Origin of the sequence: Nonomuraea sp. GTA35 (genome assembly GCF_041950525.1) — a bacterium.
Taxonomy (GTDB): domain Bacteria; phylum Actinomycetota; class Actinomycetes; order Streptosporangiales; family Streptosporangiaceae; genus Nonomuraea.
Window position 1 is genome coordinate 279,710 of record NZ_JBGNUV010000012.1, and the last position, 21,456, is coordinate 301,165.

The following is a 21,456-nucleotide window of genomic DNA, read 5'->3' on the forward strand; positions in this document are numbered from 1 at the left end:
TAAATCGAAAGGTGATATGCCATCAGAGCCTATCGGTACGGCCCCGCACCGAGTGGGCACGGTCCGCCGTCGCCGAGCCCGCCGAGCAGGCGGTGACCCACCACGTGCCGCGGCTCCCCCGAATGCAGCGGTCTTGGCTCCACCGGGCAAGTCACCCTGGTCTCACCGGTCGTGACATCTCGCGGCCTGTCGCGCCGGACTCAGTCGGTGGCGGACTCCCACGCATGGACCCGGTCCCGATACGAGCGCGCCGCGGCCCGCAGCTCGGCCTCGGCGTCCAGCCCGGCCTCGGCGGCCCGCCGTACCAGGTCGAACAGCTCCCGCGCCACGCCCTGCCCGACCGCCGCCGACAGCGACTCCGGCGCCCCGGCCCGCTCGGCCCTGCGCACGAGCTGCGCGGCCAGCGACAGCGCCGGCTGCCCCATCGGGACCCCGTCGAGCACCGACTCGCGGCCCTTGGCCGCCCGCTCGGCCGCCTTGATCGCTTCCCAGTTGTCGTTGACCTCGTCGGCGCTCTCGGCCCGCACCGAGCCGAACACGTGCGGATGCCGCCGGACGAGCTTGTCCACGATCCCGGCCGCCACGTCGTCCATGTCGAAGCCCTCGGCCACCCGCGCGTGGAAGACCACCTGCAGCAGCAGGTCGCCCAGCTCCTCGCGGAGCGCGGGGTAGTCGCCCTGCTCGATCGTCTCCAGCACCTCGTAGGCCTCTTCCAGCAGGTACGGCACCAGCGTCGTGTGCGTCTGCTTGCGATCCCACGGGCACTCGGTACGCAGCCGGTCCATCACCGCCACCAGGTCGAGCACCCGAGCCCCCGGCAGGTCGTACGACCCGGGCACGACCTCGATCAGCGGCGGCTCGTCGAGCGCGACGGCGGCGTGCCCGACGGCGCGCATGAAGTCCTCGCCGTCCTGGTCCGACAGCCACACCACGCTCTCGCCCACCGCGCGCACGGCCAGCGCCCGCGGGTCGGGCTCGACGACCTCGACCTCGATCCCGGCCTCGGCCAGGTAGGGAAGCTGCGGGTGCGAGCCGGAGCCGGTAAGCACGGGGCCCGAGCGCAGCGCCTGCCATGCCTGGTGGCTCAGCAGGCCCGGCGCGACCCTGGGCGAGGTGGTGACGACGATCAGCGGCACGATCAGCCCTGGGCCGGCTGCTGCGCCTGCTGGGTGAGCTTGCCGAACCTGCCGGTGTCGACGAACAGCGACGGGTTCTGCTCCGAGCGCTGGGCGTTCAGCGTGCCGAAGCGCGGGTTGAAGACGGGCTTGATGGAGGTGAACTCCTGGATCAGCCGCTCCTGCCCGGCCTGGCCGCCGAACTGCTGCTGGAGCTTGGTCAGGCCCACCATGGCGCGCGCGTAGTCGCGGGCGTCGGCCGGCGCGACGCCGTTGGCCAGCAGGTTGATCTCGGGCGACTGGAACTGGCCCGGATCCTTGAGCGCGGCGTCGATCTCGGTCTCGCTCACCTGCACCTTGTGGCGGTCCATGAGCTGCCTGGACACGCTCACGTTGACCAGGCGCTGCAGCACGGCCTGGTTGGCCGGCACGCCCAGCGCCGACTCGTCGAGCTGAGCCTTCTTCAGCGCGGCCAGGTAGGCCTGCGTGTCGTTGTTGAGCTTGCTCATCGAGATGCGCTCGCTCCCGACCACGGCCGCGGCCCCGGCCTGCATGGGCGAGGAGCAGGCGGTCACCGCCGCGACCACCGCAGCGGCGGCCACGGCCACTCGTATCGATTTCACGTACGTCCCTTTCCGACCAGAAAACCGCCGCTAGCTTACCCGTGCGGGCTCGAGGAACATCGCCTCGACCAGGTCGCCGCACCATTTGAGCAGGTCGAGGTCGCGCAGCGGCTGCCCGCCCAGCGGCTTGGTCTTGGGGATCGGCACCAGCAGGGTCTCGGCCGCCTGCTTGTAGACGGCCTTCTTGTAGAGGCGGTCGAGGCGTACCTGCTGCGACTCCCTGAGCCTGGCCGGGCCGAACTTGATGTTCTGGCCCTGCAGCGTGACGTCCGTGAGCCCGGCCGCGCGCGCCCTGATCCTGAACCTGGCGACCTCCAGGAGGTTCTCCACCTCCACCGGCGGCTTGCCGTAGCGGTCGGTCAGCTCGTCGCGGACCTCCTCGATGTCGATCTCGGCGTTGATGGCCGCGATCCGCTTGTACGCCTCCAGCCGCAGCCGCTCGGAGGTCACGTAGTCGTGCGGGATGTGGGCGTTGATCGGCAGCTCGACCTTGACGTCCGGCTGCTCCTCCTCGACCTCGGCGCCCGACAGCTTGGCCTTCTGCTCCTTGACCGCGTCGGCCATCAGCCGGACGTACAGGTCGAAGCCGACGCCCGCGATGAAGCCGGACTGCTCGGCGCCCAGCACGTTGCCCGCGCCGCGGATCTCCAGGTCCTTCATCGCGACGTACATGCCCGCGCCCATCTCGGTGTGCTGCGAGATGGTGGCGAGCCGCTCGTGCGCGGTCTCCGTCAGCGGCTTCTCCGGCGGGTAGAGGAAGTACGCGTAACCGCGCTCCCTGCCTCGCCCGACGCGCCCGCGGATCTGGTGGAGCTGCGACAGGCCGTAGTTGTCGGCCCGGTCCACGATCAGCGTGTTGGCGTTGGGCACGTCGAGCCCGGACTCGACGATCGTGGTGGAGACGAGCAGGTCGTACTCCCGCTCCCAGAACCCCACCATGATCTTCTCCAGCTGGTGCTCGTTCATCTGCCCGTGCGCCACCGCGATGCGCGCCTCCGGCACCAGCTCGCGCAGCCGCGCGGCGACCTTGTTGATCGAGGCCACCCGGTTGTGCACGAAGAAGATCTGCCCGTCGCGCATCAGCTCGCGCCGGATCGCCGCCGCGATCTGCTTCTCCTCGTACGGCCCCACGAACGTGAGGATCGGATGCCGCTCCTCCGGCGGCGTGAGGATCGTGGACATCTCGCGGATGCCGGTCAGCCCCATCTCCAGCGTGCGCGGGATCGGCGTGGCCGACATGGCCAGCACGTCCACCTGCGTGCGCAGGTGCTTCATGGCCTCCTTGTGCTCGACGCCGAACCGCTGCTCCTCGTCGATGATGATCAGGCCCAGGTCCTTGAACCGGACCTCGGGGCTGAGCAGCCGGTGGGTGCCGATCACCACGTCCACCGCGCCGGAGCGCAGCCCTTCGAGCGTGCCCTTGACCTCGCCGTCGGTCTGGAAGCGGGAGACGGGCTTGACCGAGACGGGGAAGCTGGAGAAGCGCTCGGCGAAGGTGGACATGTGCTGCTGCACCAGCAGCGTCGTGGGCACCAGCACCGCGACCTGCTTGCCGTCCTGCACCGCCTTGAACGCCGCCCGCACCGCGATCTCGGTCTTGCCGTAGCCGACGTCGCCGCAGATCAGCCGGTCCATCGGGACGCCGCGCTCCATGTCGCGCTTGACCTCGTCGATGGCTTCGAGCTGGTCGCCCGTCTCGGCGTACGGGAAGGCGTCCTCCATCTCCCGCTGCCACGGCGTGTCGGCCCCGAAGGCGTGTCCCGGCGAGGCCATCCGGGCGGAGTAGAGCCTGATCAGCTCGCCGGCGATCTCCTTGACCGCCTTCTTCGCCCGGGACTTGGCCTTGGCCCAGTCGGCGCCGCCCATGCGGTTGAGCGTGGGGGCCTCGCCGCCGACGTAGCGGGTGACCTCGTCGAGCTGGTCGGTCGGCACGTAGAGGCGGTCGCCCTTGGCGTACTCGATGACCAGGTACTCGCGGGTGGCGCCCTGCACCGTGCGCTGCACCATCTCGATGTAGCGGCCCACGCCGTGCTGCTCGTGCACCACGTGGTCGCCGACCTTGAGCTGCAGCGGGTCGACCATGTTGCGGCGGCGGGAGGGCAGGCGCCGCATGTCCTTGGTGGAGGCCTTCTGGCCGACCAGATCAAGGTGGGTGAGCACGGCCAGGGTGGGGGTGATGAAGCCGTGCTCGATCAGGCCGGTCGAGACGTGCACGACCTTGGGCTCGGGCGCCTTGTCCAGGAACTGCTGGAGCCGCGCCGGCACGTCCACGCCCTTGAGCAGCTCGACCATGCGCTCGGCCGGGCCGTGGCCCTCGCTGAGCAGCACGACGGCCTTCTCGTCGGCCAGCCAGCCCTTGATGTCGGCCAGCGCCTTGGCGGTGTCGCCGCGGTAGGCCTCGGAGTCCTGGGCGTCGAGCTCGATGCCGCCGCCGAACGGCGCCATCGTCCACCAGGGCTGGCCCAGCACGTCGGCGTGCTCGCGGATCTCCTCCAGCGACCGGAACGCGGCCGCGCCGAGGTCGATCGGCGCCTCGCCGCCGGCCGCGGCGTTGATCCAGGAGGCTTCGAGGAACTCCTGCGAGGTGCGGACGAGCTCCTCCGCCCTGCCCCTGATCCGCTCGGGGTCGCACACGAACACCGCCGACCTGACCGGCAGGTGGTCGAGCAGCAGGTCCATCTCCCCCGCCAGCACGGGCGCGAACGCCTCCATGCCCTCGACCGGCGTGCCCTCGGCGAGCTGGTCGAGCACCTCGGCCAGCGCCGGGTGCTCCTCGGCCAGCTCCCGCGCCCGCGTCCGCACCTCGCCGGTCAGCAGCAGCTCCCGGCACGGCGGCGCGAACAGCCCGTCCTCGGCCGCCTCCAGCGAGCGCTGGTCGGCGACCTTGAACCAGCGGATCTCCTCGACCGTGTCGCCCCAGAACTCCAGCCGCAGCGGGTGCTCCTCGGTCGGCGGGAACACGTCGAGCAGCCCGCCCCGCACGGCCACCTCGCCGCGCTTCTCCACCATGTCGACCCGGTGGTAGCCGTTGTTGACCAGGTTGTCCACGACGTCGTCGAGGTCGGCGTCGTCGCCGGCCCGCAGCCGGATGGGCTCCAGGTCGCCCAGGCCCTTCACGATCGGCTGGAGCAGGGCGCGGATCGGCGCCACGATCACGCTGAGCGGCCCGGCGGCGGCATCGCCCTTGACCGGGTGCGCCAGCCGGCGCAGCACCGCCAGCCGCTGGCCCACGGTGTCGCTGCGCGGCGAGAGCCGCTCGTGCGGCAGCGTCTCCCATGCCGGGAACACCGCCACGGAGTTGGGCTCGATCAGGCTCGTCAGCGCGGCGGCGAGGTCTTCCGCCTCACGCCCCGTCGCGGTGACGGCGAGCACGGTGCGCTGATCGTGCCCGGCCAGCGCGGCCACGCCGAACGGGCGCAGCGCGGAAGGCGCGATCAGCGCGACGTCGCCGCCCTCTTCGAGAGCGGCGGTCAGCTTCGGGTCGGCGCGAACAAGGTCAAGTAGCCCGGAAAGACTCATCAGATACGCCCACAGCCCCACGACGGCAACACGACTACCCCCGGCCGTATCAGGTCGCGGGGGTCCCTCACCAGCCTACTCGCCGCGGCGGCTCAGCCAACTCGATAACCAGGCACGGAGGGCCAGCGCACGGTCAGCACCGTCGAGGCCGCCTCCGCCCGCCAGGAATGGTCGACGCCCTTGCCCCACACCACGTAGTCGCCCGGCTCGCACAGCAGCACGCTGCGCCCCGGCAGCTCCACCCGGAAGCGGCCGCTGATCAGCACCAGCAGCGCGGTGCGCGCCTCCCCCTTGACCCACTCGGCCCGCTCGTCGCCGGCGGGGTGCACGCCCCACTTGATCTCGACGTCGTCGCTGTGTCTTGGATCGCCGGGGGGTTTGAAGTGACCGAGCAACCATCCCCGGTCGCCCGCGGCGTCCAGACCCGCGTTGCCGACGTAGACCTGATCGCTCACAGGCCAGGACGCTAGCAGGGAAATGCATTACGAGGGGGGAGCGGTTGATTACTGTAGGTCACATGTCTGAGGTGCGATCGGTCGCCCAGCGAGGCGACCTCTTCGGTCAACGGGTCCGCGAGCACGTTGCCGGGCAACCGATGAGGCGGCTGGACGTGCTGGTCGCCGGGTGCGCCCACGACGAGCCGCTGGTGCTCGAGCACATCGAGACCAGGGCCACCGGGGCCGACGAAGACCATCCCGCGATCAGGCGGGTCCTGGCGGAGCGGGCCGACCTGGTCGCCTGGCAGCTGGGTGACCTGCGCTCGGTGCCGCTGCCGCCGCGCGGCTTCGACATCATCCAGCTGTCGTTCCTGCTGGAGCGGGTGCGGCACGCGGAGCTGGTCTTCGACCGGCTGCTGCAGTCGCTGCGTCCCGGCGGGCTGGTGCTGCTGCGCATGCGCGACCGGCGGTCGGCGTACGGGCTGCTCGACCGCCTCACGCCGGGCCCGCTGCGCCGCCTGCTCTGGCGTGGCCTGGTCCGGCCCGGCACGCCGGGCCCGCTGCCCGCCGTGTACGAGCCCCTGGCCTCCAGCGACGGGCTGCACGCGTTCTGTCTCAGCCGCGGCCTGATGATCACCGATGACGAGCGCAACCTGAGCGGGCCGGCCCGCTCGCGCCGGATCGGCGCCGCCGCCGTCGTGCTGGCGTCCAAGCTGACCAGCGGGCGCTTCCCCGCCTCCCACGACGAGATCACCATGGTGATCCGCAAGCCTCAGCACCACTTCGCGCGGTTGCTGTGAGGCATGCTGGGGCCCCACCGACCCCAGGAGGGGGTCTAGCGACACACTGGTATCAGCCGGTAGACTCCTTCCCTACCAATTCAATCGGAATAGTTGGGATGCAGACAACGTGGAGTGGACCCCCGACCCGCGCGAGCTGGCCGATCTCGAACTGCTGCTCTCCGGCGCGTTCGAGCCGCTGACGGGGTTCCTGGGCCACGACGACCTGCACACCGTGCACGAGCGCGGCACGCTCGCCGACGGCACCCCGTGGCCCGCACCCGTCACCCTCCATCTCGACGCCGCCGTCGAGCCGGGCGACGAGGTCACCCTGCTCGACCCCGAGGGCCTGCCGCTGGCCGTCATGACCGTGACGGCGCACGAGCCCGACGGCCTCACCTCGGGGCCGCTGAAGGCGCTGAGCTCCCCCGAGCACGGGCCGTTCGGGCGGCTGCGGCGTACCCCCGCCCAGGTCAAGGAGGCGCTCGGCGGGAGCCCCGCGCTGGCCGTCACCATGCGCGGCCCGCTCGACGAGCTCGACGAGATCGTCGCCACCGCCAAGGAGCTGGACGGGACGATCCTGCTGCTCCCCCTCGCGTACGGCGAGGCGGGCCCGGCGGTCGTCCGGGCCGCGCTGCGCGCCAAGGAGCAGCTCCCGGCGGGCACGCTCGTCGTCCCCGTGCCGCTGGCCCCGCGCGAGGAGCCCGAGCTCGACCTGGAGCTGCGCGAGCTCGTCGCCACCGCCTACGGCGCCACCGAGCACCTGGCGGGTCCCGATCCCGTGCACATCCCCGGCCCGCCGCACCGCCGCGGCCTGGTGGTGTTCTTCACGGGCCTGTCGGGCTCGGGCAAGTCCACGATCGCCCGCGGGCTGCGCGACGCGCTGCTGGAGCTGGGCAGCCGCACGGTGACCTACCTCGACGGCGACGTGGTGCGCCACCTGCTCTCCAAGGGCCTGACCTTCTCCAAGCAGGACCGCGACCTGAACATCCGCCGCATCGGCTTCGTCGCCGCCGAGGCCGCCCGCCACGGCGGCCTGGCCATCTGCGCCCCGATCGCGCCGTACGCGGCCACCCGCGAGGAGGTGCGCGAGATGGTCGAGTCCGTCGGGGCCGACTTCCTGCTCGTGCACGTCGCCACGCCGCTGGAGGAGTGCGAGCGGCGCGACCGCAAGGGCCTGTACGCCAAGGCGCGCGCCGGCCTGATCCCCGAGTTCACCGGCGTCTCCGACCCCTACGAGGAGCCGGACAACGCCGACCTGGTCATCGACACCACGCACATCTCGATCGAGGCGGCCGTGTCCAGGGTGCTGGACACGCTCAGGAGCGGAAGGTGGATCCGTTGATCGACTGGGCGCTGATCGCCGGGTCATTCGTCGTCGCCATCGTGGTCGGGCTGACCGGGATGGGCGGCGGCGCGCTCATGACCCCCATGATGATGTTGTTCTTCAACGTCCCGCCGCTGGCCGCGGTCTCCAGCGACCTGGTCGCCTCGGCCGTGATGAAGCCGGTCGGCAGCGTCGTGCACCTGCGCCGCGGCACGGTCAACCTGCGCCTGGTCGCCTGGTTGTGCGTGGGCTCGGTGCCGGCGGCGTTCTGCGGGGTGTTCCTGGCCAGGGCGTTCGCGGTGAGCGACGCGGTCAAGTACGCGCTCGGCGTCGCGCTGCTGCTGGCCGTGGCGGGCATGGCGCTGAAGAGCTGGCTCGGCGGGCGGGGAGGCACGTCGAGCGCGCACGACATCGTCGTGCGCCCAATTCCTACCCTACTGGTCGGTACGGTCGGCGGTCTGGTGGTGGGCATCTCCTCCGTCGGCTCCGGGTCCCTGATCATCGTGGCCCTGCTCGTGCTCTACCCGGCGCTCAAGGCCAACCAGCTCGTCGGCACCGACCTGGTGCAGGCCGTGCCCCTGGTCGCCGCCGCCGCGCTCGGTCACATCCTGTTCGGCGACTTCCAGCTGGACCTCACGCTGTCGCTGCTCATCGGCTCCATCCCGGGCGTCTACCTCGGCGCCAGGATCTCCTCGCGCGCTCCCGGCGGCCTGATCAGGGCCATGCTGGCGATCGTCCTGCTCGCCTCCGCGCTGAAGCTGCTCGACGTGAGCAACACGCTCACCGTCTGGGCGCTGCTCGCCGCCACCGCGGTCACCGTGATCGGCTGGCGGGTGCGGGTCAGGGCCGCGGCACGGGTGTCGAGCGAAAGTACGGATCTCGAGCCAGCTCGGTGAACGCCCGGTCCGCCCCCGGGTCGGAGTCGAAGCTCGTGTCGCCGCGCGGCGCCTGCGGCGAGTCGAAGTAGAGCAAGGCCTTGATCTGCGGGTAACGCTTGATCTGCTTGAGCGCGGACTCGAAGAAGCGCCGCTTGAACGAGCGGTCCTTCGGCCGCTCGAACACCCCCCACTCGGCCACCATGACCGGCTTGCCGGGGAAGCGCGCCTGCATCCACCGGTAGAAGCCCGGCCAGTCGGGGTACTCCTTGCGCGTCTTGTTCACCAGCCCGTCGAAGTCGTGCACCCGGTCGTCGGCGTACGGGTCCATCGCCACCCAGTCGACCACGTCGTCACCGGGGTACAGCTCCTCGAACCAGGACTTGGCCGCCCAGTTGGGCGCGCCCATGTACGTCATGACGACGACCGCGTTCTTGACGCCCTTCTCCCGCAGCCTGAGCACGACGTGCCGGAACATGGCCGCGTAGTCGGCCGCCGACATGCCGGAGCCCGAGGAGGCGTCGACGTCGTTCTCCGGCTCGTGGTGCAGGGTGAGGAAGAACCGTTCGGGGAAGGTGCGTCTCAGATGGCCGGCCAGCCGGTCGATCCTGGCGTCGAGCGCCCCCTCGGCGATCTCCGCCCACGTGTGGTCGAACGACGGCTTCCAGTTGATCATGAGCAGCCGCGGCCGGGCCGGGTCGCGGGCCAGCCTGATCTCCGCCGCGGTCGGGAACAGCTCGCTGCCCCGGTGGTAGACGTGCAGCACGTCGGCCGGCGCGCCCATGCGCGACTCCGCCCCGTGCAGCGCCTGCTCCACCGGGGCGCCGGTGAAGACCTCGGGCGCCATGCCCCACCACGCGCCGCAGGACGGGATGAGCCGGGTGGTCGCCGTACAGGCGGGCGCGCCCGCCGGCTTGGCCACGGGAGCCTGGACCGGCACCGGCAGGACGTCGGAGCCTTCGGCGCTGGAGCAGGCGGCCAGCAGCACGACCATGGCCAGAATTGCGGTGGTGAATGGTTTTTCCTGGGAAATGCCCCGTTGCTGCAAAGCCTTCCAACCCCCTCGTCGAACGACCCCGCATCTCACACCTGAACCTTGCCATGTCATTCCTGGAACTTCAGCCAGTGTGGAAGTCTCCCCAGTTCGTAGCGGTGAGGTGACGTTCCAAATTTCCTGATATTTCGCTTTATCCGATTGCTTGTTTATGGCCTTACCGGAGAAAATCTTGAGTATTCAACCTGGGTGCTGACCGTCCCTCTTATAGTGGGCGCACATGAGCTCCGGCACCGACCTGGACGAGCACCTCTCGCTGCTGCGCAGGCGGTGGCTGCTCCTCGTGGGCTGCGTCGTGTTCGGCGGCACCGCGGGGCTGGCGCTGATGCGCCTGACCCCGCCCGCCTACACCGCCACGACGCAGGTGCTCGTCATGCCGGTCGGCCCGCAGGAGCAGGCCAACCAGGTGACCAGCCGCCAGCGAGAGTCGCTGAACCTCGACACCGAGGCCCAGGTCGCCCAGTCGGCCGTGGTCGCGGCGCGCGCCGCCAGAGCACTCGGGCTCGACAGGATCGAACCGGTCGAGGTCACCGTGCCACCGAACTCCGCGGTGTTGTGGATCTCGGTGACGGCCGCCCACCCCGCCACCGCGGCCGCGCAGGCCGGCGCGTACGCCGAGGCGTACCTCGCCAACCGCCGCGAGAGCGCGCTGACCTCCATGGCCGAGCAGCAGGAGGCCGTGCTCAGCAAGCTCAGGCAGGTCAACGCCGCGATCGACCAGGTGATCAAGCAGCTCGGCACCCTGCCCAAGGGCAGCCCGCAGCACGCCATCGCCGCCCAGCGGCAGGGGGTGCTCAACCGTCAGGCGGCCAGCCTGGCACTGAAGTACGACGCGCTCAGAACCGTCGCGATCACCCCCGGCACGGTCATCAGCCAGGCCGCGCCACCAGAGGCGCCCAGCTCCCCCAGGCTGCCCCTCTACCTGGGCACCGGGCTGATGGCCGGGCTGCTGATCGGCTCGGCCGCCGCCTACCTCCGCGACCGCCTCGACCGGCGCCTGCGCACGCCCGCCGACGTCGAGCGGCTCACCGGCCTGCCCCTGCTCAGCGACCTGTCCAGCCCGCGCGAGCACGGCGCGCTGCACGACCTGGCCTGCGCCGTCGTCTCCGCGTGCCCCGGCAAGCGGCTGCTGATCCGGGCGCTGCCCGCCGACCTGTACGCCTCGTCGCTGGCCGAGCCGCTCGCCGTGAGCGCGCCGCTGGTCGTGCTCGACGGCTCCGACGTACGCGACCTGGCCAGGTCGGACGCCGCCGTGCTGCTGATCGGCCTGGGCCTGGTCTCCGCCGACGAGGTCGCGGCCGCCGTCCGCCAGCTCGCCCGGCACGACGTGCCGGTGATCGGCGTGGTGACGACCACCGACGCGGTGCCGTCGTTCGTGCCGCTGCTGGAGCCGCGCCCGCACAGCCCGCTCGGCAAGCTCGTCGCGAGCGGCGAGCTGGAGCCGAGCGTGTCGGCCGAGACCACCCCCATGCAGGCGCTCCACCACCACCCGAGACGCCCCGGCAAGCAACCGTGACAGGGCCGACGTGAAGGGGCCGGCATGACACGGGCCGCGTGGCCCATCGCGGCGCTGCTGGTCGGCTACCCGGTCTGGTGGGCGCTGGGGTTCGGCGGGCTGTCGGTGATCGTGCTGGCCGTGCCCATGGCGGTGGTGCTGTGGCGGCGGCGGCCGATCAGGGTGCCCCGCGGGTTCGGGCTGTGGGTGCTGCTGCTGGCCGGATACCTGGTCAGCGGGCTGATGCTGGGCGAATCGCCGCCCGGCACGTACGGCGGGCTCGGGGCGGGCCGGCTCATCGGTTACGGCATGCGGCTGGCGCTCTACTGCTCCGTCCTGATCACCGTGCTGTACCTGGGCAACCTCACCGAGCGGGAGCTGCCGCAGCTCCGCCTGGTACGCATGCTCGGCGTGCTGTTCGTCAGCACGGTCGCGGGCGGGCTGCTCGGCGTGTTCCTGCCCGGCTTCGCCTACACCTCGCCGGTGGAGATGCTGCTGCCGGAGTGGATCAGCGGGAACTCGTTCGTGCAGAACCTCATCCACCCCACGGCCGCCCAGACGCAGAAGGTGCTCGGCTTCGCCTCCCCCAGGCCCGAGGCGCCGTACGAGTGGGCCAACGCCTGGGGCAGCAACGCGTCGGTGCTGCTGGTCTGGTTCGTGGTCGGCTGGTGGGTGTACGGCAGGGCGCGGCACAGGCTCTTCGTGGCCGTGGTGCTCGCCCTGGCCGCCATCCCGATCGTGTACTCGCTCAACCGCGGCCTGTGGATCGGCCTCGGCCTGGCCGTGCTGTACGTGATCGTCCGGGTGGGCGGGCGCACCAGGGCCGCCCTGTGCGGCGGGCTCGCGGCGGCGGCGCTGGCGTTCGCGCTCAGCCCGCTGGCCTCCCTGTTCGCGCAGCGCCTGGACCGGCCGCACTCCAACGACATCCGCGCCTTCACCGTCAGCGCCACCCTCACCGCCGCCGGGCACTCCCCCGTGATCGGGTACGGCAACACGCGCAACGCCACCGGCAACCACCGCACGATCACCACGGGCAAGACCGACTGGTGCGACACGTGCGGGCATCCGCCGCTGGGCAGCGACGGGCAGCTCTGGCTGCTGATCATCACGCAGGGGTTCACCGGGGCCGCGCTGTACGTGGCGTTCTTCCTGGGCGCGATCCGGCGCCACTGGCGCGACCGCAGCCCCGTCGGGCTGGCCGGGGTGCTCGTGATGGGGCTGGTGCTGCTCTACATGTTCATCTACGACGGCCTGGTCACGCCCCTCACCCTCTACCTCGTCTCGTTCGCCCTGCTGTGGAGGAACTCATGAGGGATGCCGCCGTCCGGCTCGGGTACCTCGCGGAGACCGTGCGGTTGCTGTATCCGGGGCCCGGCGCGCCCAGGGAGTACACCCTGCTGCCGCACGCCGCCGTGCCGCGCAGGCTGGCGCCGCGCCGCTGGTGGCACCTCGGCTCCCCGGTCGTGGTGCCCGTCGAGGGCTCCATCGCGGCGCACCTCAGCGAGGTCTTCCACCGGCCGGTCGAGACCGTCCTGCACGTGCGGCCGGCGCTGCGGGCCAACCGCAAGCCCATCCTGGAGGCGCACTCGGGCGGGCGGCGGCTGGCGTTCGTGAAGATCGGTGACAGCGCGCGGGCCCGCGCGCTGGTCGACGCCGAGGCGGCGACGCTGCGCAGGCTGGCCGGGCTGTCGCTGGACACGGTCGCCGCCCCGAGCGTGCTGCACCACGGCGAATGGCGGGGGTTGTCCGTGCTGGCGCTGTCACCCCTGCCGGTGCCCGGGAGGGCGCGCCGCGGCCGGGTGCCGGGCCCGCTGCTGCTGGACGCGGTCAGGGAGATCGCCGGCACCGGCGACGGCCGCCCCGCCTGGCACGGCGACCTCGCGCCCTGGAACATGTGCCGCTCGCACGACGGGCGGCTGCTGGTGTGGGACTGGGAGCGGTACGAGATCGGCGTGCCGTACGGCTTCGACGCCGTGCACCACTTCTTCCAGCGGGCGCTGCGCAGGATGGCGCCGCCGCTCGCGGCGCGGGCGTGCGTGGCGCGGGCCGCGCGGGTGCTGGCGCCGCTCGGGGTGACGCCGTCGGCGGCCAGGCAGACCGCGCTGCGCTACCTCATCGTGCTGGCCGAGCGGCACGCCGCCGACGGTCATGCGCCGCTCGGCCCGCCGGAGTCCTGGCTCAACCCGGCCGTCGATCACGAGGAGCTGCTGACATGAGGACGATGAAGCGATCGGTGCTGTCGCTCTCGCGGGCCACGGGACGGTTCACGTCGGGGGCGCGCCTGCTGCCCGCGTTCCTGATCACGGGTGCGCAGCGGTGCGGCACCACCTCCCTGTACCGGGCGCTGGCCCAGCACCCGCTGCTGCTCAAACCCGTGCTGCACAAGGGCGTGCACTACTTCGACGTCGCCTACTGGCGCGGGATGGCCTGGTACCAGGCGCACTTCCCGCTGCGGGTGGGCGCGGCGCTGCTCCACCACCGGTACGGCATGCGCGCCCAGGCCTACGAGTCCTCCCCCTACTACCTGTTCCATCCGCTGGCCGGGGAGCGCATCGCCGGCGACCTGCCGGGGGTCAAGGTGATCGTGCTGGTCCGCGACCCGGTGGAGCGGGCCGTCTCCGCGCACGCCCACGAGCTGGCCAGGGGGTTCGAGACGGAGTCGCACTTCGAGTACGCGGTGGAGCTGGAGGCCCAGCGCCTGGCCGGGGCCGAGGAGCTGCTGCGCGGGTCGCCGTTCGCGCTGCACCACTCGCACCGCCACCACGCCTACCTCGCCAGGGGCCGCTACGCCGACCAGCTCGACCGGCTGGAGCCGCTGGTCGGCCGCGAGCGCATCCTCGTGCTGGACAGCCACCGCTTCTTCGCCGAGCCTGAGCCCGTCTACGACCGGGTGCTGGACTTCCTGGGGGTGCCGCACCTGGGGTATCCGGCGTTCGAGCGGCACAACGGGCGGGCGCTGCCGCGCCGGGTGCCCCAGGTGCTGGCGCGAGCGTTGCGGGACCACTTCGAGGCGTACGACGCGCGGCTGGCGCGCTGGCTGGGTGGTGAGCCGTCGTGGCGGCGGTGATCGGGCGCAGGGGGCTGGCCGGGCTCGGCGGGGCGGCGCTGGGGGCGCTGGCGCAGTTCGTCCTCGTGGTGGTGGTGACCAGGGCGTATCCGGCGGCCGAGGCGGGCGCGTTCTTCACGGCGACCGCGCTGGCGCTCATGGTGTCCGGCATCGCGAAGCTGGACGCCGGGAACGGGCTGATCTACTTCATCGCCCGCGCCAAGACCTACAGCTACCTCGGCATTTCCGGATATATCCGGGCGGCGCTGGTGCCGTGCGCGCTCGTGGCCGCGGTGGCGGCGGTGGCGCTGTACCCGCGGCTCGGGCCGCTGGCCGCGCTGCTGCCGATCATGGTGGTGGCGGACGTGCTGCTGGCCGCCACCCGCGGGTTCGGGGTCATGCGGCCCACGGTGCTGCTCGACGGGGTGCTCGTACCGGTCGGCCAGGTCCTGCTGGTGGGCGGGGCGGCGCTGGCGGGGGTCTCCGGGTGGGGGCTGACGGTGGCGTGGGGGGTGCCGTACCTGCCGGTTCTGGTCCTGGCGGCGGCCGGGCTGAGGAGGCGGGTGCCGCGGACGCCGTACCTGCCGGGGACGGGGCGGGACCTGTGGCGCTACACGGCGCCGCGGTCGGTGGCGGGAGCGATCCAGGCGGTGTTCCAGCGGGTGGACATCGTCATCGTGGCGGTGCTCGCCGGGCCCGCGCAGGCGGCCGTCTACACGGCGGCCACCCGGTTCAAGGTCGTCGGGCAGCTCGCCAACCAGGGACTGGCGCAGACGGTGCAGGCCGGGCTGGTCAGGGCGCTGGCCGACGGTGAGCGGGAGCGGGCCGGCGAGCTGTACCAGGCGGCGACGGCCTGGCTGGTGCTGCTGACCTGGCCGGTGTGGCTGGCGTACGCGGCCGCGGCGCCGTGGGTGCTGCGGCTGTTCGGGCCGGCGTACGGGGTGGCGGTGCCCGTGGCGCTGGTGCTGGCCGGGACGATGATGGTGGCGACGGCCTGCGGGATGGTGGACGTGGTGCTGACGGCCGCCGGGCACACCGGGACGAGCCTGGCCAACCTGCTGGCCGCGATCAGCTGCACGGTGCTGCTCGACCTGGCGCTGATCCCGGCCCACGGGGCGCTCGGGGCGGTCGCCGGGTGGGCGGGCGGCGTCATCGTCAAGAACCTGCTGCCCCTCTGGCAGCTCCACCGCCGCTACGGCCTGCACCCCTTCGGCCGCCACACCCTCGCGGCGCTCCGCGGGACGGCGGTCGCATGATCCCGCACACCGGCGACGAGACAGCCGGCCACGTCACCCCGCCTGCCCGCGACAGGACGCCCGACCTCGTCACCCCGCCTGCCTGCGACGGGACCGTCGGTGGCAGGAGCCCCGTGCTGGTCACCGGGCTGCCGCGGAGCGGGACGAGCTGGGTGGGCAGGATGCTCGCCGCCGGAGGCGAGCTCGTCTACGTCAACGAGCCCCTCAACCCCCAGCACCCGCCCGGCCACTGCCCCGGCGTGCTCGACGCGCGGGTGACGCACCGGTTCCAGTACATCTGCGACGACAACTCCGGCGACTGGCTGCCCGCCTTCCGCGACACCGTGGGCCTGCGCTACCACTGGCTGGCCGAGCTGCGCGCGAACCGCTCCCCGTACGACCTGGCCCGCCTGCTCCGCTACGGCACCGCCTTCACGCTCGGCCGCCTGTCGGGCCGCCGGGCGCTGCTGGACGACCCGTTCGCGGTGCTGAGCGCCGGGTGGTTCGCGCGGCGGCTGGGGTGCCGGGTGATCGCGCTGGTGCGGGATCCGGTGTCGTTCGTGGCGAGCTGGCGGCGGCTCGGGTGGACGGTGTACTTCCACGAGCTGCTGGACCAGCCGCTGCTGGTCAGGGACCACCCCGAGGTGCTGGAGCTGCGCGCGCTCGCCGGGTCGCGGGACCGCGTGGCCAGGGCGGCCGCGCTGTGGCGCCTGACCCGGTCGGTGCTGGAACGCACGCCGGGGATCCTCGTCACCTCGTACGAGTCGCTGGCCGCCGACCCGGTGCCCGGCTTCCGGCGCCTGTACGCGTACGCGGGGCTGCGGTGGACCCCCGCGGCCGAGCGGCGGATCGTCCGGGCCTGCTGCCGTCCCTCGGGCGGCCCGGGGACGGGCTTCGCGTGGTCGGGCCTGTCACGCACGGCGTACCGGCGGATGGACTCGCGCCAGGCGCTCGCGCAGGGGCCACGCGGGCTCAGCGAGCAGGAGGCAGCCCGCGTCCGCGCCCTGACGGGAACCTGAGCCGGGTGGCCAGGCACCCGCCGAGCAGCCGTACCGCGAACGGCAGGTCGTCGAGGAGGTAGCGGCCCGCCAGCCGCCCGGGCTCCCGCACCAGCCGGAACGCCCACTCCAGCCCGGCACGCCCGGCCCACGCGGGCGCCCTGGCGACCGTGCCGGCGGCGAACGCGATGGCCGCCCCGCAGCCCACGAACCACGCCCCCGGCAGCTCCTCCCGCAGCCTGGCGATGAGCCGGTCCTGCCGGGGGAAGCCGAGCCCGACGAACACCAGCCGCGGCCGGGCCGCCACCACCATCCCGCGCACCCGGGCCGCCCCCTCGGGGGTGGCGTCGAACGCGTACGGCGGCGCGTGCGTCCCGCAGATCTTGAGGTCGGGATGGCGGCTCCTGAGCTCGGCGGCGGCCCTGCCGGCCACCTCGGGCGGGCCACCGCCGAGCAGGTAGACCGGCCAGCCGCGGCGGGCGGCGAGCGCGCTGAGCGACCAGATCAGGTCGGCGCCCGTCACCCGCTCGGGCACGGGGGTACCGAGCAGCCGCGCCGCCCAGACCAGCGGCATGCCGTCGGGGACGACGAGGTCGGCGGAGCACACCAGCTCGCGGAGCGCGGGATCGGCGGCGGCGGCGCGGCAGATGTCCACGTTGGGGGTGACGATCCGCCCCCCGCGCCCTGCCTCCAGAGCCTCGGCGACCCGGCGCACGACCTCGCTCTCGGTCAGCGCGTCCACCCCGACCCCGGCCACCTGCACCCGCGCCGCCCTCGGTCGCTCGCCGCCCACCGGCGCGGCCGCCGCTCTGGCGGACGGCGGGCGGGGTGCGGGCGTGGTCCGGGGCTGGGTCGGGGGCGGGGCGGCGTCCGTGAGGGGCCCTGTATCGCCTGGTGACAGGGTCAAATGCCGTGTCCCCGGTCATGCAGGGCGGACAGCACGGTGGGCGCGGTGACCAGACCCGACGCCACCGCCAGCGCGAGCGGCACGCGCGGCTCCCAGAGCCGGGCGGCGAGGGCGCGCAGCGCCCAGCGGACGGCCGCGCGCCGCTGCCCCAGCGCGGCGTGGCAGAAGGCGAGCTGACCGCGGACCCGCGCCGCACCACGCGGGTCCACGGCCAGCTCGGGGTGCCGGGCGAGCATCCACTCAAGCCCGGCTATCCGGTCCGTCCACCGGACCGCGTAATGGGAACCGGCCCAGCGCACCAGCACAAGCGGCCGGTCCACGTGAACGAGTGGCCGCCGCTTGGCGGCGCGCAGGGCCAGATCCCAGTCCTCGTTCTGCCCGCCGGGCGCGCTCTCGTCGGGCCAGAGCAGCCCTCGGGCGAACAGGAACGTCGATGAGTGCACCATCATCATCCGCGAGCGCACCAGGTCGCCGGCGCTGACGGAGGAGGCGCCCGCGAGGCGGGTCACGCGGCGCCCGCCGTGCTCCACCTCGATCGCGCAGCTGGCGAACTCGCCGCCCGCCTCGTCGAGGGCGCGCACCTGCGCGGCGAGCTTGCCGGGCAGCCACACGTCGTCGTCGTCGCAGAAGGCGATCAGGTCGGTGCCGCAGGCGGCGATGCCGGTGTTGCGCGCGCCGGGCAGCCCAGGCGTGAGCGTGTTGGGCAGGATGCGCACGGGACGCGGAACGCCGGCCACGTCGTGGGGAGAGCGGCCGTCGGCCACCACGACCACCTGCAGCTCGCCCGGGTAGTCCTGCAGCAGCACCGCGTCCACGGCCTGGCGGAGCAGCGAGGGCCGGTCGCCGCGCGTCGGGATGACGACGCCCACCGACGGGCTCACCTCACCACCCCCCAGTAGCCGTAGCGGGCCCTGAGCGGCCAGGTGAGGGCGTTGACGACCCGCCGGTGCGCGTCGGGCAGGCCGGCGCGCCAGGAGTCGTCGCGCCGCAGCTCGACCCGCCCCACGTGGAAGCGCATGGGGTTGCCGGAAGCGGTGTGGGAGGGCCCCAGCCAGGCCGTGCGGCCCTGGAGGAACGGCAGCTCGGGCTCGGGCAGCCCGAGCCGCAGCGCCAGCGCCGTCAGGGTCTCGCCGGGCGCGGCGAGCAGGTCCTCGTAACGGACCCGGGTCACGCGGGCGCCGCGCCCCGGGAGCAGCTCCAGCGCGGTGTTCTGGGCCGACCAGTGGAGGGCGGTGCGGACCGGGCCCCACCGGGTCATCGGCCGCCCGTCCTCGGGCCTGCGCACGGTCCGGCCCCAGGAGTGCGCGACCGCGCGCGGGTCCCTGACCACGTGCACGACGCGTACGTCCACGCCGCTCGCCAGCAGGCAGCAGGCCAGCGACGCGTGCTTGCTGGAGTCGATCACGACCTGTGCCCCGGTCGCGTCGTACAGCAGCCGGTACGCCCGCGCGTACTCGGCCAGATCCGGATGCGCGATCCGCGCGATCCTGCGGGTGCGGTCGATCCTGCCACGCAACAGGACCATCCGCTCGGCCAGCTCGGATCGCCAGCCGCCGAACGCACGCTCCCCCACCTGCCGCCAGAACGGACAGGCGGGGAACGCCGAACCGCACCCGCAGAGCTCCTCCGCGAGAACCCCCCGGTCCCACAGATGCACCACCTCGCCCAACGGCACCACCCCGGGAAGCTCGCCAAGGAGCCTCTCGAGCAGCGTGGTGCCGCTACGGCCGAGGCCGCCCAGGTAGATCACCTGGGCGGACGTGCGATCGGTCAACGGAGGAGGGCCTTCCCGTCGTGACAACGGAACGCGACGACCCTACTGCGGAGAGTAAAGGGACGGTAACCCGAACCCCAAAAGATCTACCTGGCGTCGATGACCATGCCGGCGCCGACCGTGGCGTTCGTGGTCTCGTCCACGAGGATGAAGCCGCCGGTGGCGCGGTTACGCGCGTAGTCGTCCACGAACAGCGGCTGCGTGACGCGCAGCGAGACCCTGCCGATCTCGTTCAGGCCGAGCGAGGTGGCCTCCTCGTCCCGGTGCAGGGTGTTGACGTCGAGCCGGTAGTGCAGGTCGCGGACGAGGGCGCGGGCCGTACGGGTGGTGTGCTTGATCGTCAGCTTGGAGCGCGGCCCGAGCTTGACGCCGTCGGCCATCCAGCAGACCATCGCCTCCAGCTCCTGCGCCGCCTGCGGCTGGTTGTTGGGCCGGGCGATCATGTCACCACGCGAGACGTCCAGGTCGTCCTCGAACCGCAGCGTCACCGACATGGGCGGGAACGCCTCCTCGACCGGTCCGTCGAAGGTGTCGATCGAGGCGATCCGCGTGGTCAGGCCCGACGGCAGGTGCACCACCTCGTCACCGGGCTTGAGCACGCCGCCGGCCACCTGGCCCGCGTAGCCGCGGTAGTCGTGGAAGGCCGGGTCGGTGGCCCGCTGCGGGCGGATGACGTACTGCACGGGGAAGCGCACGTCGGTCAGGTTGCGGTCGGAGGCGATGTGCACGTTCTCCAGGTGGTGCAGGAGGGACGTGCCGAGGTACCACGGCATGTTCTCCGAGCGGGAGACCACGTTGTCGCCGTTGAGCGCGGAGATCGGGATGAAGGTGAGGTCGGCGATGTTCAGCTTGGACGCGAACGCCGTGAACTCGTCCTTGATCTCCTCGAAGCGCTCCTGGGAGTAGTCGACCAGGTCCATCTTGTTGACGGCCAGCACCAGGTGCGGGACGCGCAGCAGCGAGGTCAGGAACGCGTGCCGCCGCGACTGCTCCAGCACTCCCTTGCGGGCGTCGATGAGCACGATCGCCAGGTCGGCGGTGGAGGCGCCGGTGACCATGTTGCGCGTGTACTGGATGTGCCCGGGCGTGTCGGCGATGATGAACTTGCGGCGCGGGGTCGCGAAGTAGCGGTAGGCCACGTCGATCGTGATGCCCTGCTCCCGCTCGGCCCGCAGCCCGTCGGTCAGCAGCGACAGGTCGGTGTACTCGGTGCCGCGGTCGCGCGAGGTGCGCTCGACGGCCTCGAGCTGGTCCTCGAAGATCGCCTTGGAGTCGAAGAGCAACCGTCCGATGAGGGTGGACTTGCCGTCGTCGACGCTTCCCGCCGTGGCAAAGCGCAGAATGTCCATCGTTAGAAGTAGCCCTCTCGCTTGCGATCTTCCATCGCGGCCTCGGAGGAGCGGTCGTCGGCCCTGGTGGCCCCGCGCTCGGTGATCCGGGTGGCCGCGATCTCCTCGATGATCTCCTCGACCGTGGCGGCCGTGGACTGCACGGCGCCGGTGCAGGTCATGTCGCCCACGGTGCGGTAGCGCACCACGGCCTCGAACAGCGGCTCGTCGTCGCCGCGCTGGACGACGTCGGAGTCGGGCAGCAGCATGCCGTCGCGCTCGAAGACCTTGCGGGTGTGGGCGAAGTAGATGGAGGGGATCTCGATGCCCTCGCGCCTGATGTAGTCCCAGACGTCGAGCTCGGTCCAGTTGGACAGCGGGAAGACGCGGATGTGCTCACCCTTGCGGATGCGCGAGTTGTACAGGCTCCACAGCTCGGGGCGCTGGTTCTTCGGGTCCCACTGCCCGAAGTCGTCGCGGAAGGAGAACACCCGCTCCTTGGCGCGGGCCTTCTCCTCGTCGCGCCTGGCACCGCCGAAGACGGCGTCGAACTCGTGCTCCTCGATCGCGTCGAGCAGCGTGGTGGTCTGCAGGCGGTTGCGCGAGGCGCGCCGGCCTGTCTCCTCGACCACGCGGCCCTGGTCGATGGAGTCCTGCACGCTGGCGACGATCAGCCGCGCGCCCAGCTCGGCGGAGCGGCGGTCGCGGAACTCGATGACCTCGTCGAAGTTGTGCCCCGTGTCCACGTGCATGAGCGGGAACGGGATCGCGGCGGGCCAGAACGCCTTCTCCGCGATGCGGAGCATGACGATCGAGTCCTTGCCTCCGGAGAAGAGCAGACAGGGACGCTCGAACTCGGCAGCCACTTCTCGCATGATGTGAATGGCCTCTGCTTCGAGCACGTCGAGCTGCGACGTCGTGTAGTCGCGCTGCAGCATGGAGCT

Annotated in this window: 19 protein-coding genes; 9 read left to right on the forward strand and 10 right to left on the reverse strand. The window is 72.3% G+C overall.

Translation table 11 applies throughout. The annotated features are described in order from the left end of the window. Positions 1 to 200: 200 nt before the first annotated feature. The 4 genes from ACBJ32_RS42200 to ACBJ32_RS42215 form a co-directional block, all read right to left on the reverse strand. Positions 201 to 1,136 carry a MazG family protein gene (locus ACBJ32_RS42200; RefSeq protein ID WP_357876726.1) on the reverse strand — a complete coding sequence of 312 codons (936 nt, stop codon included), beginning with the start codon at positions 1,134 to 1,136 and terminating at the stop codon, positions 201 to 203. A 2-nt stretch (positions 1,137 to 1,138) separates the two neighbouring features. Beyond that, positions 1,139 to 1,738: a SurA N-terminal domain-containing protein gene (locus ACBJ32_RS42205; protein WP_357876724.1), complete on the reverse strand. Its 600-nt coding sequence runs from the start codon at positions 1,736 to 1,738 to the stop codon at positions 1,139 to 1,141. A gap of 30 nt (positions 1,739 to 1,768) precedes the next feature. Further along, positions 1,769 to 5,257, reverse strand: coding sequence for a transcription-repair coupling factor (gene mfd, locus ACBJ32_RS42210; protein ID WP_375131559.1), 3,489 nt, complete (start codon positions 5,255 to 5,257; stop codon positions 1,769 to 1,771). A gap of 92 nt (positions 5,258 to 5,349) precedes the next feature. Further along, a complete protein-coding gene (locus ACBJ32_RS42215) occupies positions 5,350 to 5,712 on the reverse strand; it encodes a signal peptidase I (RefSeq protein WP_357876720.1) in 363 nt (120 codons plus the stop codon). A 62-nt stretch (positions 5,713 to 5,774) separates the two neighbouring features. On the opposite strand from ACBJ32_RS42215, the gene ACBJ32_RS42220 reads away from it, so the two are divergent. From ACBJ32_RS42220 to ACBJ32_RS42230, 3 genes are all read left to right on the forward strand, one after another. After that, complete coding sequence (locus tag ACBJ32_RS42220) at positions 5,775 to 6,494, forward strand: class I SAM-dependent methyltransferase (protein ID WP_375131560.1); 720 nt, start codon at positions 5,775 to 5,777, stop codon at positions 6,492 to 6,494. Positions 6,495 to 6,603: 109 nt separating this feature from the next. Next, positions 6,604 to 7,818 (forward strand): adenylyl-sulfate kinase, encoded by a 1,215-nt coding sequence (cysC, locus tag ACBJ32_RS42225; RefSeq protein ID WP_375131561.1) that lies wholly within the window; start codon positions 6,604 to 6,606, stop codon positions 7,816 to 7,818. Beyond that, positions 7,815 to 8,696, forward strand: coding sequence for a sulfite exporter TauE/SafE family protein (locus ACBJ32_RS42230; RefSeq protein ID WP_375131662.1), 882 nt, complete (start codon positions 7,815 to 7,817; stop codon positions 8,694 to 8,696). The genes cysC and ACBJ32_RS42230 overlap by 4 nt, the downstream gene beginning before the upstream one ends. On the opposite strand, the gene ACBJ32_RS42235 is transcribed toward ACBJ32_RS42230, so the two are convergent. Then, complete coding sequence (locus ACBJ32_RS42235) at positions 8,641 to 9,669, reverse strand: glycosyl hydrolase (RefSeq protein ID WP_357876713.1); 1,029 nt, start codon at positions 9,667 to 9,669, stop codon at positions 8,641 to 8,643. The genes ACBJ32_RS42230 and ACBJ32_RS42235 overlap by 56 nt on opposite strands. 280 nt (positions 9,670 to 9,949) lie before the next feature. On the opposite strand from ACBJ32_RS42235, the gene ACBJ32_RS42240 reads away from it, so the two are divergent. From ACBJ32_RS42240 to ACBJ32_RS42265, 6 genes are read left to right on the forward strand one after another with little or no spacing between them, the layout of a single operon-like run. Beyond that, positions 9,950 to 11,245, forward strand: coding sequence for a Wzz/FepE/Etk N-terminal domain-containing protein (locus tag ACBJ32_RS42240; RefSeq protein WP_375131562.1), 1,296 nt, complete (start codon positions 9,950 to 9,952; stop codon positions 11,243 to 11,245). 24 nt (positions 11,246 to 11,269) lie between these two features. Further along, positions 11,270 to 12,535: a hypothetical protein gene (locus tag ACBJ32_RS42245; RefSeq protein WP_357876709.1), complete on the forward strand. Its 1,266-nt coding sequence runs from the start codon at positions 11,270 to 11,272 to the stop codon at positions 12,533 to 12,535. After that, entirely contained in the window at positions 12,532 to 13,440 is a 909-nt protein-coding gene (locus ACBJ32_RS42250) for a hypothetical protein (protein WP_357876707.1), read from the forward strand. Before ACBJ32_RS42245 ends, ACBJ32_RS42250 begins: the two co-directional genes overlap by 4 nt. Beyond that, positions 13,437 to 14,291 carry a sulfotransferase domain-containing protein gene (locus ACBJ32_RS42255; protein ID WP_375131563.1) on the forward strand — a complete coding sequence of 285 codons (855 nt, stop codon included), beginning with the start codon at positions 13,437 to 13,439 and terminating at the stop codon, positions 14,289 to 14,291. The genes ACBJ32_RS42250 and ACBJ32_RS42255 overlap by 4 nt, the downstream gene beginning before the upstream one ends. Further along, a complete protein-coding gene (locus tag ACBJ32_RS42260; protein WP_375131564.1) occupies positions 14,279 to 15,526 on the forward strand; it encodes a lipopolysaccharide biosynthesis protein in 1,248 nt (415 codons plus the stop codon). Before ACBJ32_RS42255 ends, ACBJ32_RS42260 begins: the two co-directional genes overlap by 13 nt. Then, on the forward strand, positions 15,523 to 16,524 hold the full coding sequence (locus ACBJ32_RS42265; protein WP_375131565.1) for a sulfotransferase: 1,002 nt from the start codon (positions 15,523 to 15,525) through the stop codon (positions 16,522 to 16,524). Before ACBJ32_RS42260 ends, ACBJ32_RS42265 begins: the two co-directional genes overlap by 4 nt. On the opposite strand, the gene ACBJ32_RS42270 is transcribed toward ACBJ32_RS42265, so the two are convergent. The 5 genes from ACBJ32_RS42270 to cysD all read right to left on the reverse strand — a co-directional run bounded on the left by ACBJ32_RS42270 (position 16,478) and on the right by cysD (position 21,450). Next, positions 16,478 to 17,296, reverse strand: a complete 819-nt coding sequence (locus tag ACBJ32_RS42270; protein WP_375131566.1) for a WecB/TagA/CpsF family glycosyltransferase — start codon at positions 17,294 to 17,296, stop codon at positions 16,478 to 16,480. The genes ACBJ32_RS42265 and ACBJ32_RS42270 overlap by 47 nt on opposite strands. 110 nt (positions 17,297 to 17,406) lie before the next feature. Next, positions 17,407 to 18,291 (reverse strand): glycosyltransferase family 2 protein, encoded by an 885-nt coding sequence (locus ACBJ32_RS42275; protein WP_375131567.1) that lies wholly within the window; start codon positions 18,289 to 18,291, stop codon positions 17,407 to 17,409. Next, positions 18,288 to 19,184, reverse strand: a complete 897-nt coding sequence (locus ACBJ32_RS42280; protein WP_375131568.1) for a sulfotransferase — start codon at positions 19,182 to 19,184, stop codon at positions 18,288 to 18,290. The genes ACBJ32_RS42275 and ACBJ32_RS42280 overlap by 4 nt, the downstream gene beginning before the upstream one ends. An 86-nt stretch (positions 19,185 to 19,270) precedes the next feature. Further along, entirely contained in the window at positions 19,271 to 20,533 is a 1,263-nt protein-coding gene (gene cysN, locus ACBJ32_RS42285) for a sulfate adenylyltransferase subunit CysN (RefSeq protein WP_357876694.1), read from the reverse strand. 2 nt (positions 20,534 to 20,535) lie between these two features. Further along, positions 20,536 to 21,450 carry a sulfate adenylyltransferase subunit CysD gene (gene cysD, locus ACBJ32_RS42290; RefSeq protein ID WP_357876692.1) on the reverse strand — a complete coding sequence of 305 codons (915 nt, stop codon included), beginning with the start codon at positions 21,448 to 21,450 and terminating at the stop codon, positions 20,536 to 20,538. Positions 21,451 to 21,456 lie beyond the last annotated feature (6 nt).

Bases quoted from the DNA above. Each gene is read 5' to 3' on its own strand.
- ACBJ32_RS42245 (WP_357876709.1), top strand. From the start codon at position 11,270: ATGACACGGGCCGCGTGGCCCATCGCGGCGCTGCTGGTCGGCTACCCG.
- ACBJ32_RS42265 (WP_375131565.1), top strand. From the start codon at position 15,523: ATGATCCCGCACACCGGCGACGAGACAGCCGGCCACGTCACCCCGCCT.
- ACBJ32_RS42240 (WP_375131562.1), top strand. From the start codon at position 9,950: ATGAGCTCCGGCACCGACCTGGACGAGCACCTCTCGCTGCTGCGCAGG.
- ACBJ32_RS42235 (WP_357876713.1), bottom strand. From the start codon at position 9,669: ATGGTCGTGCTGCTGGCCGCCTGCTCCAGCGCCGAAGGCTCCGACGTC.
- cysN (WP_357876694.1), bottom strand. From the start codon at position 20,533: ATGGACATTCTGCGCTTTGCCACGGCGGGAAGCGTCGACGACGGCAAG.
- mfd (WP_375131559.1), bottom strand. From the start codon at position 5,257: ATGAGTCTTTCCGGGCTACTTGACCTTGTTCGCGCCGACCCGAAGCTG.
- cysD (WP_357876692.1), bottom strand. From the start codon at position 21,450: ATGCTGCAGCGCGACTACACGACGTCGCAGCTCGACGTGCTCGAAGCA.
- ACBJ32_RS42255 (WP_375131563.1), top strand. From the start codon at position 13,437: ATGAGGACGATGAAGCGATCGGTGCTGTCGCTCTCGCGGGCCACGGGA.
- ACBJ32_RS42250 (WP_357876707.1), top strand. From the start codon at position 12,532: ATGAGGGATGCCGCCGTCCGGCTCGGGTACCTCGCGGAGACCGTGCGG.
- ACBJ32_RS42220 (WP_375131560.1), top strand. From the start codon at position 5,775: ATGTCTGAGGTGCGATCGGTCGCCCAGCGAGGCGACCTCTTCGGTCAA.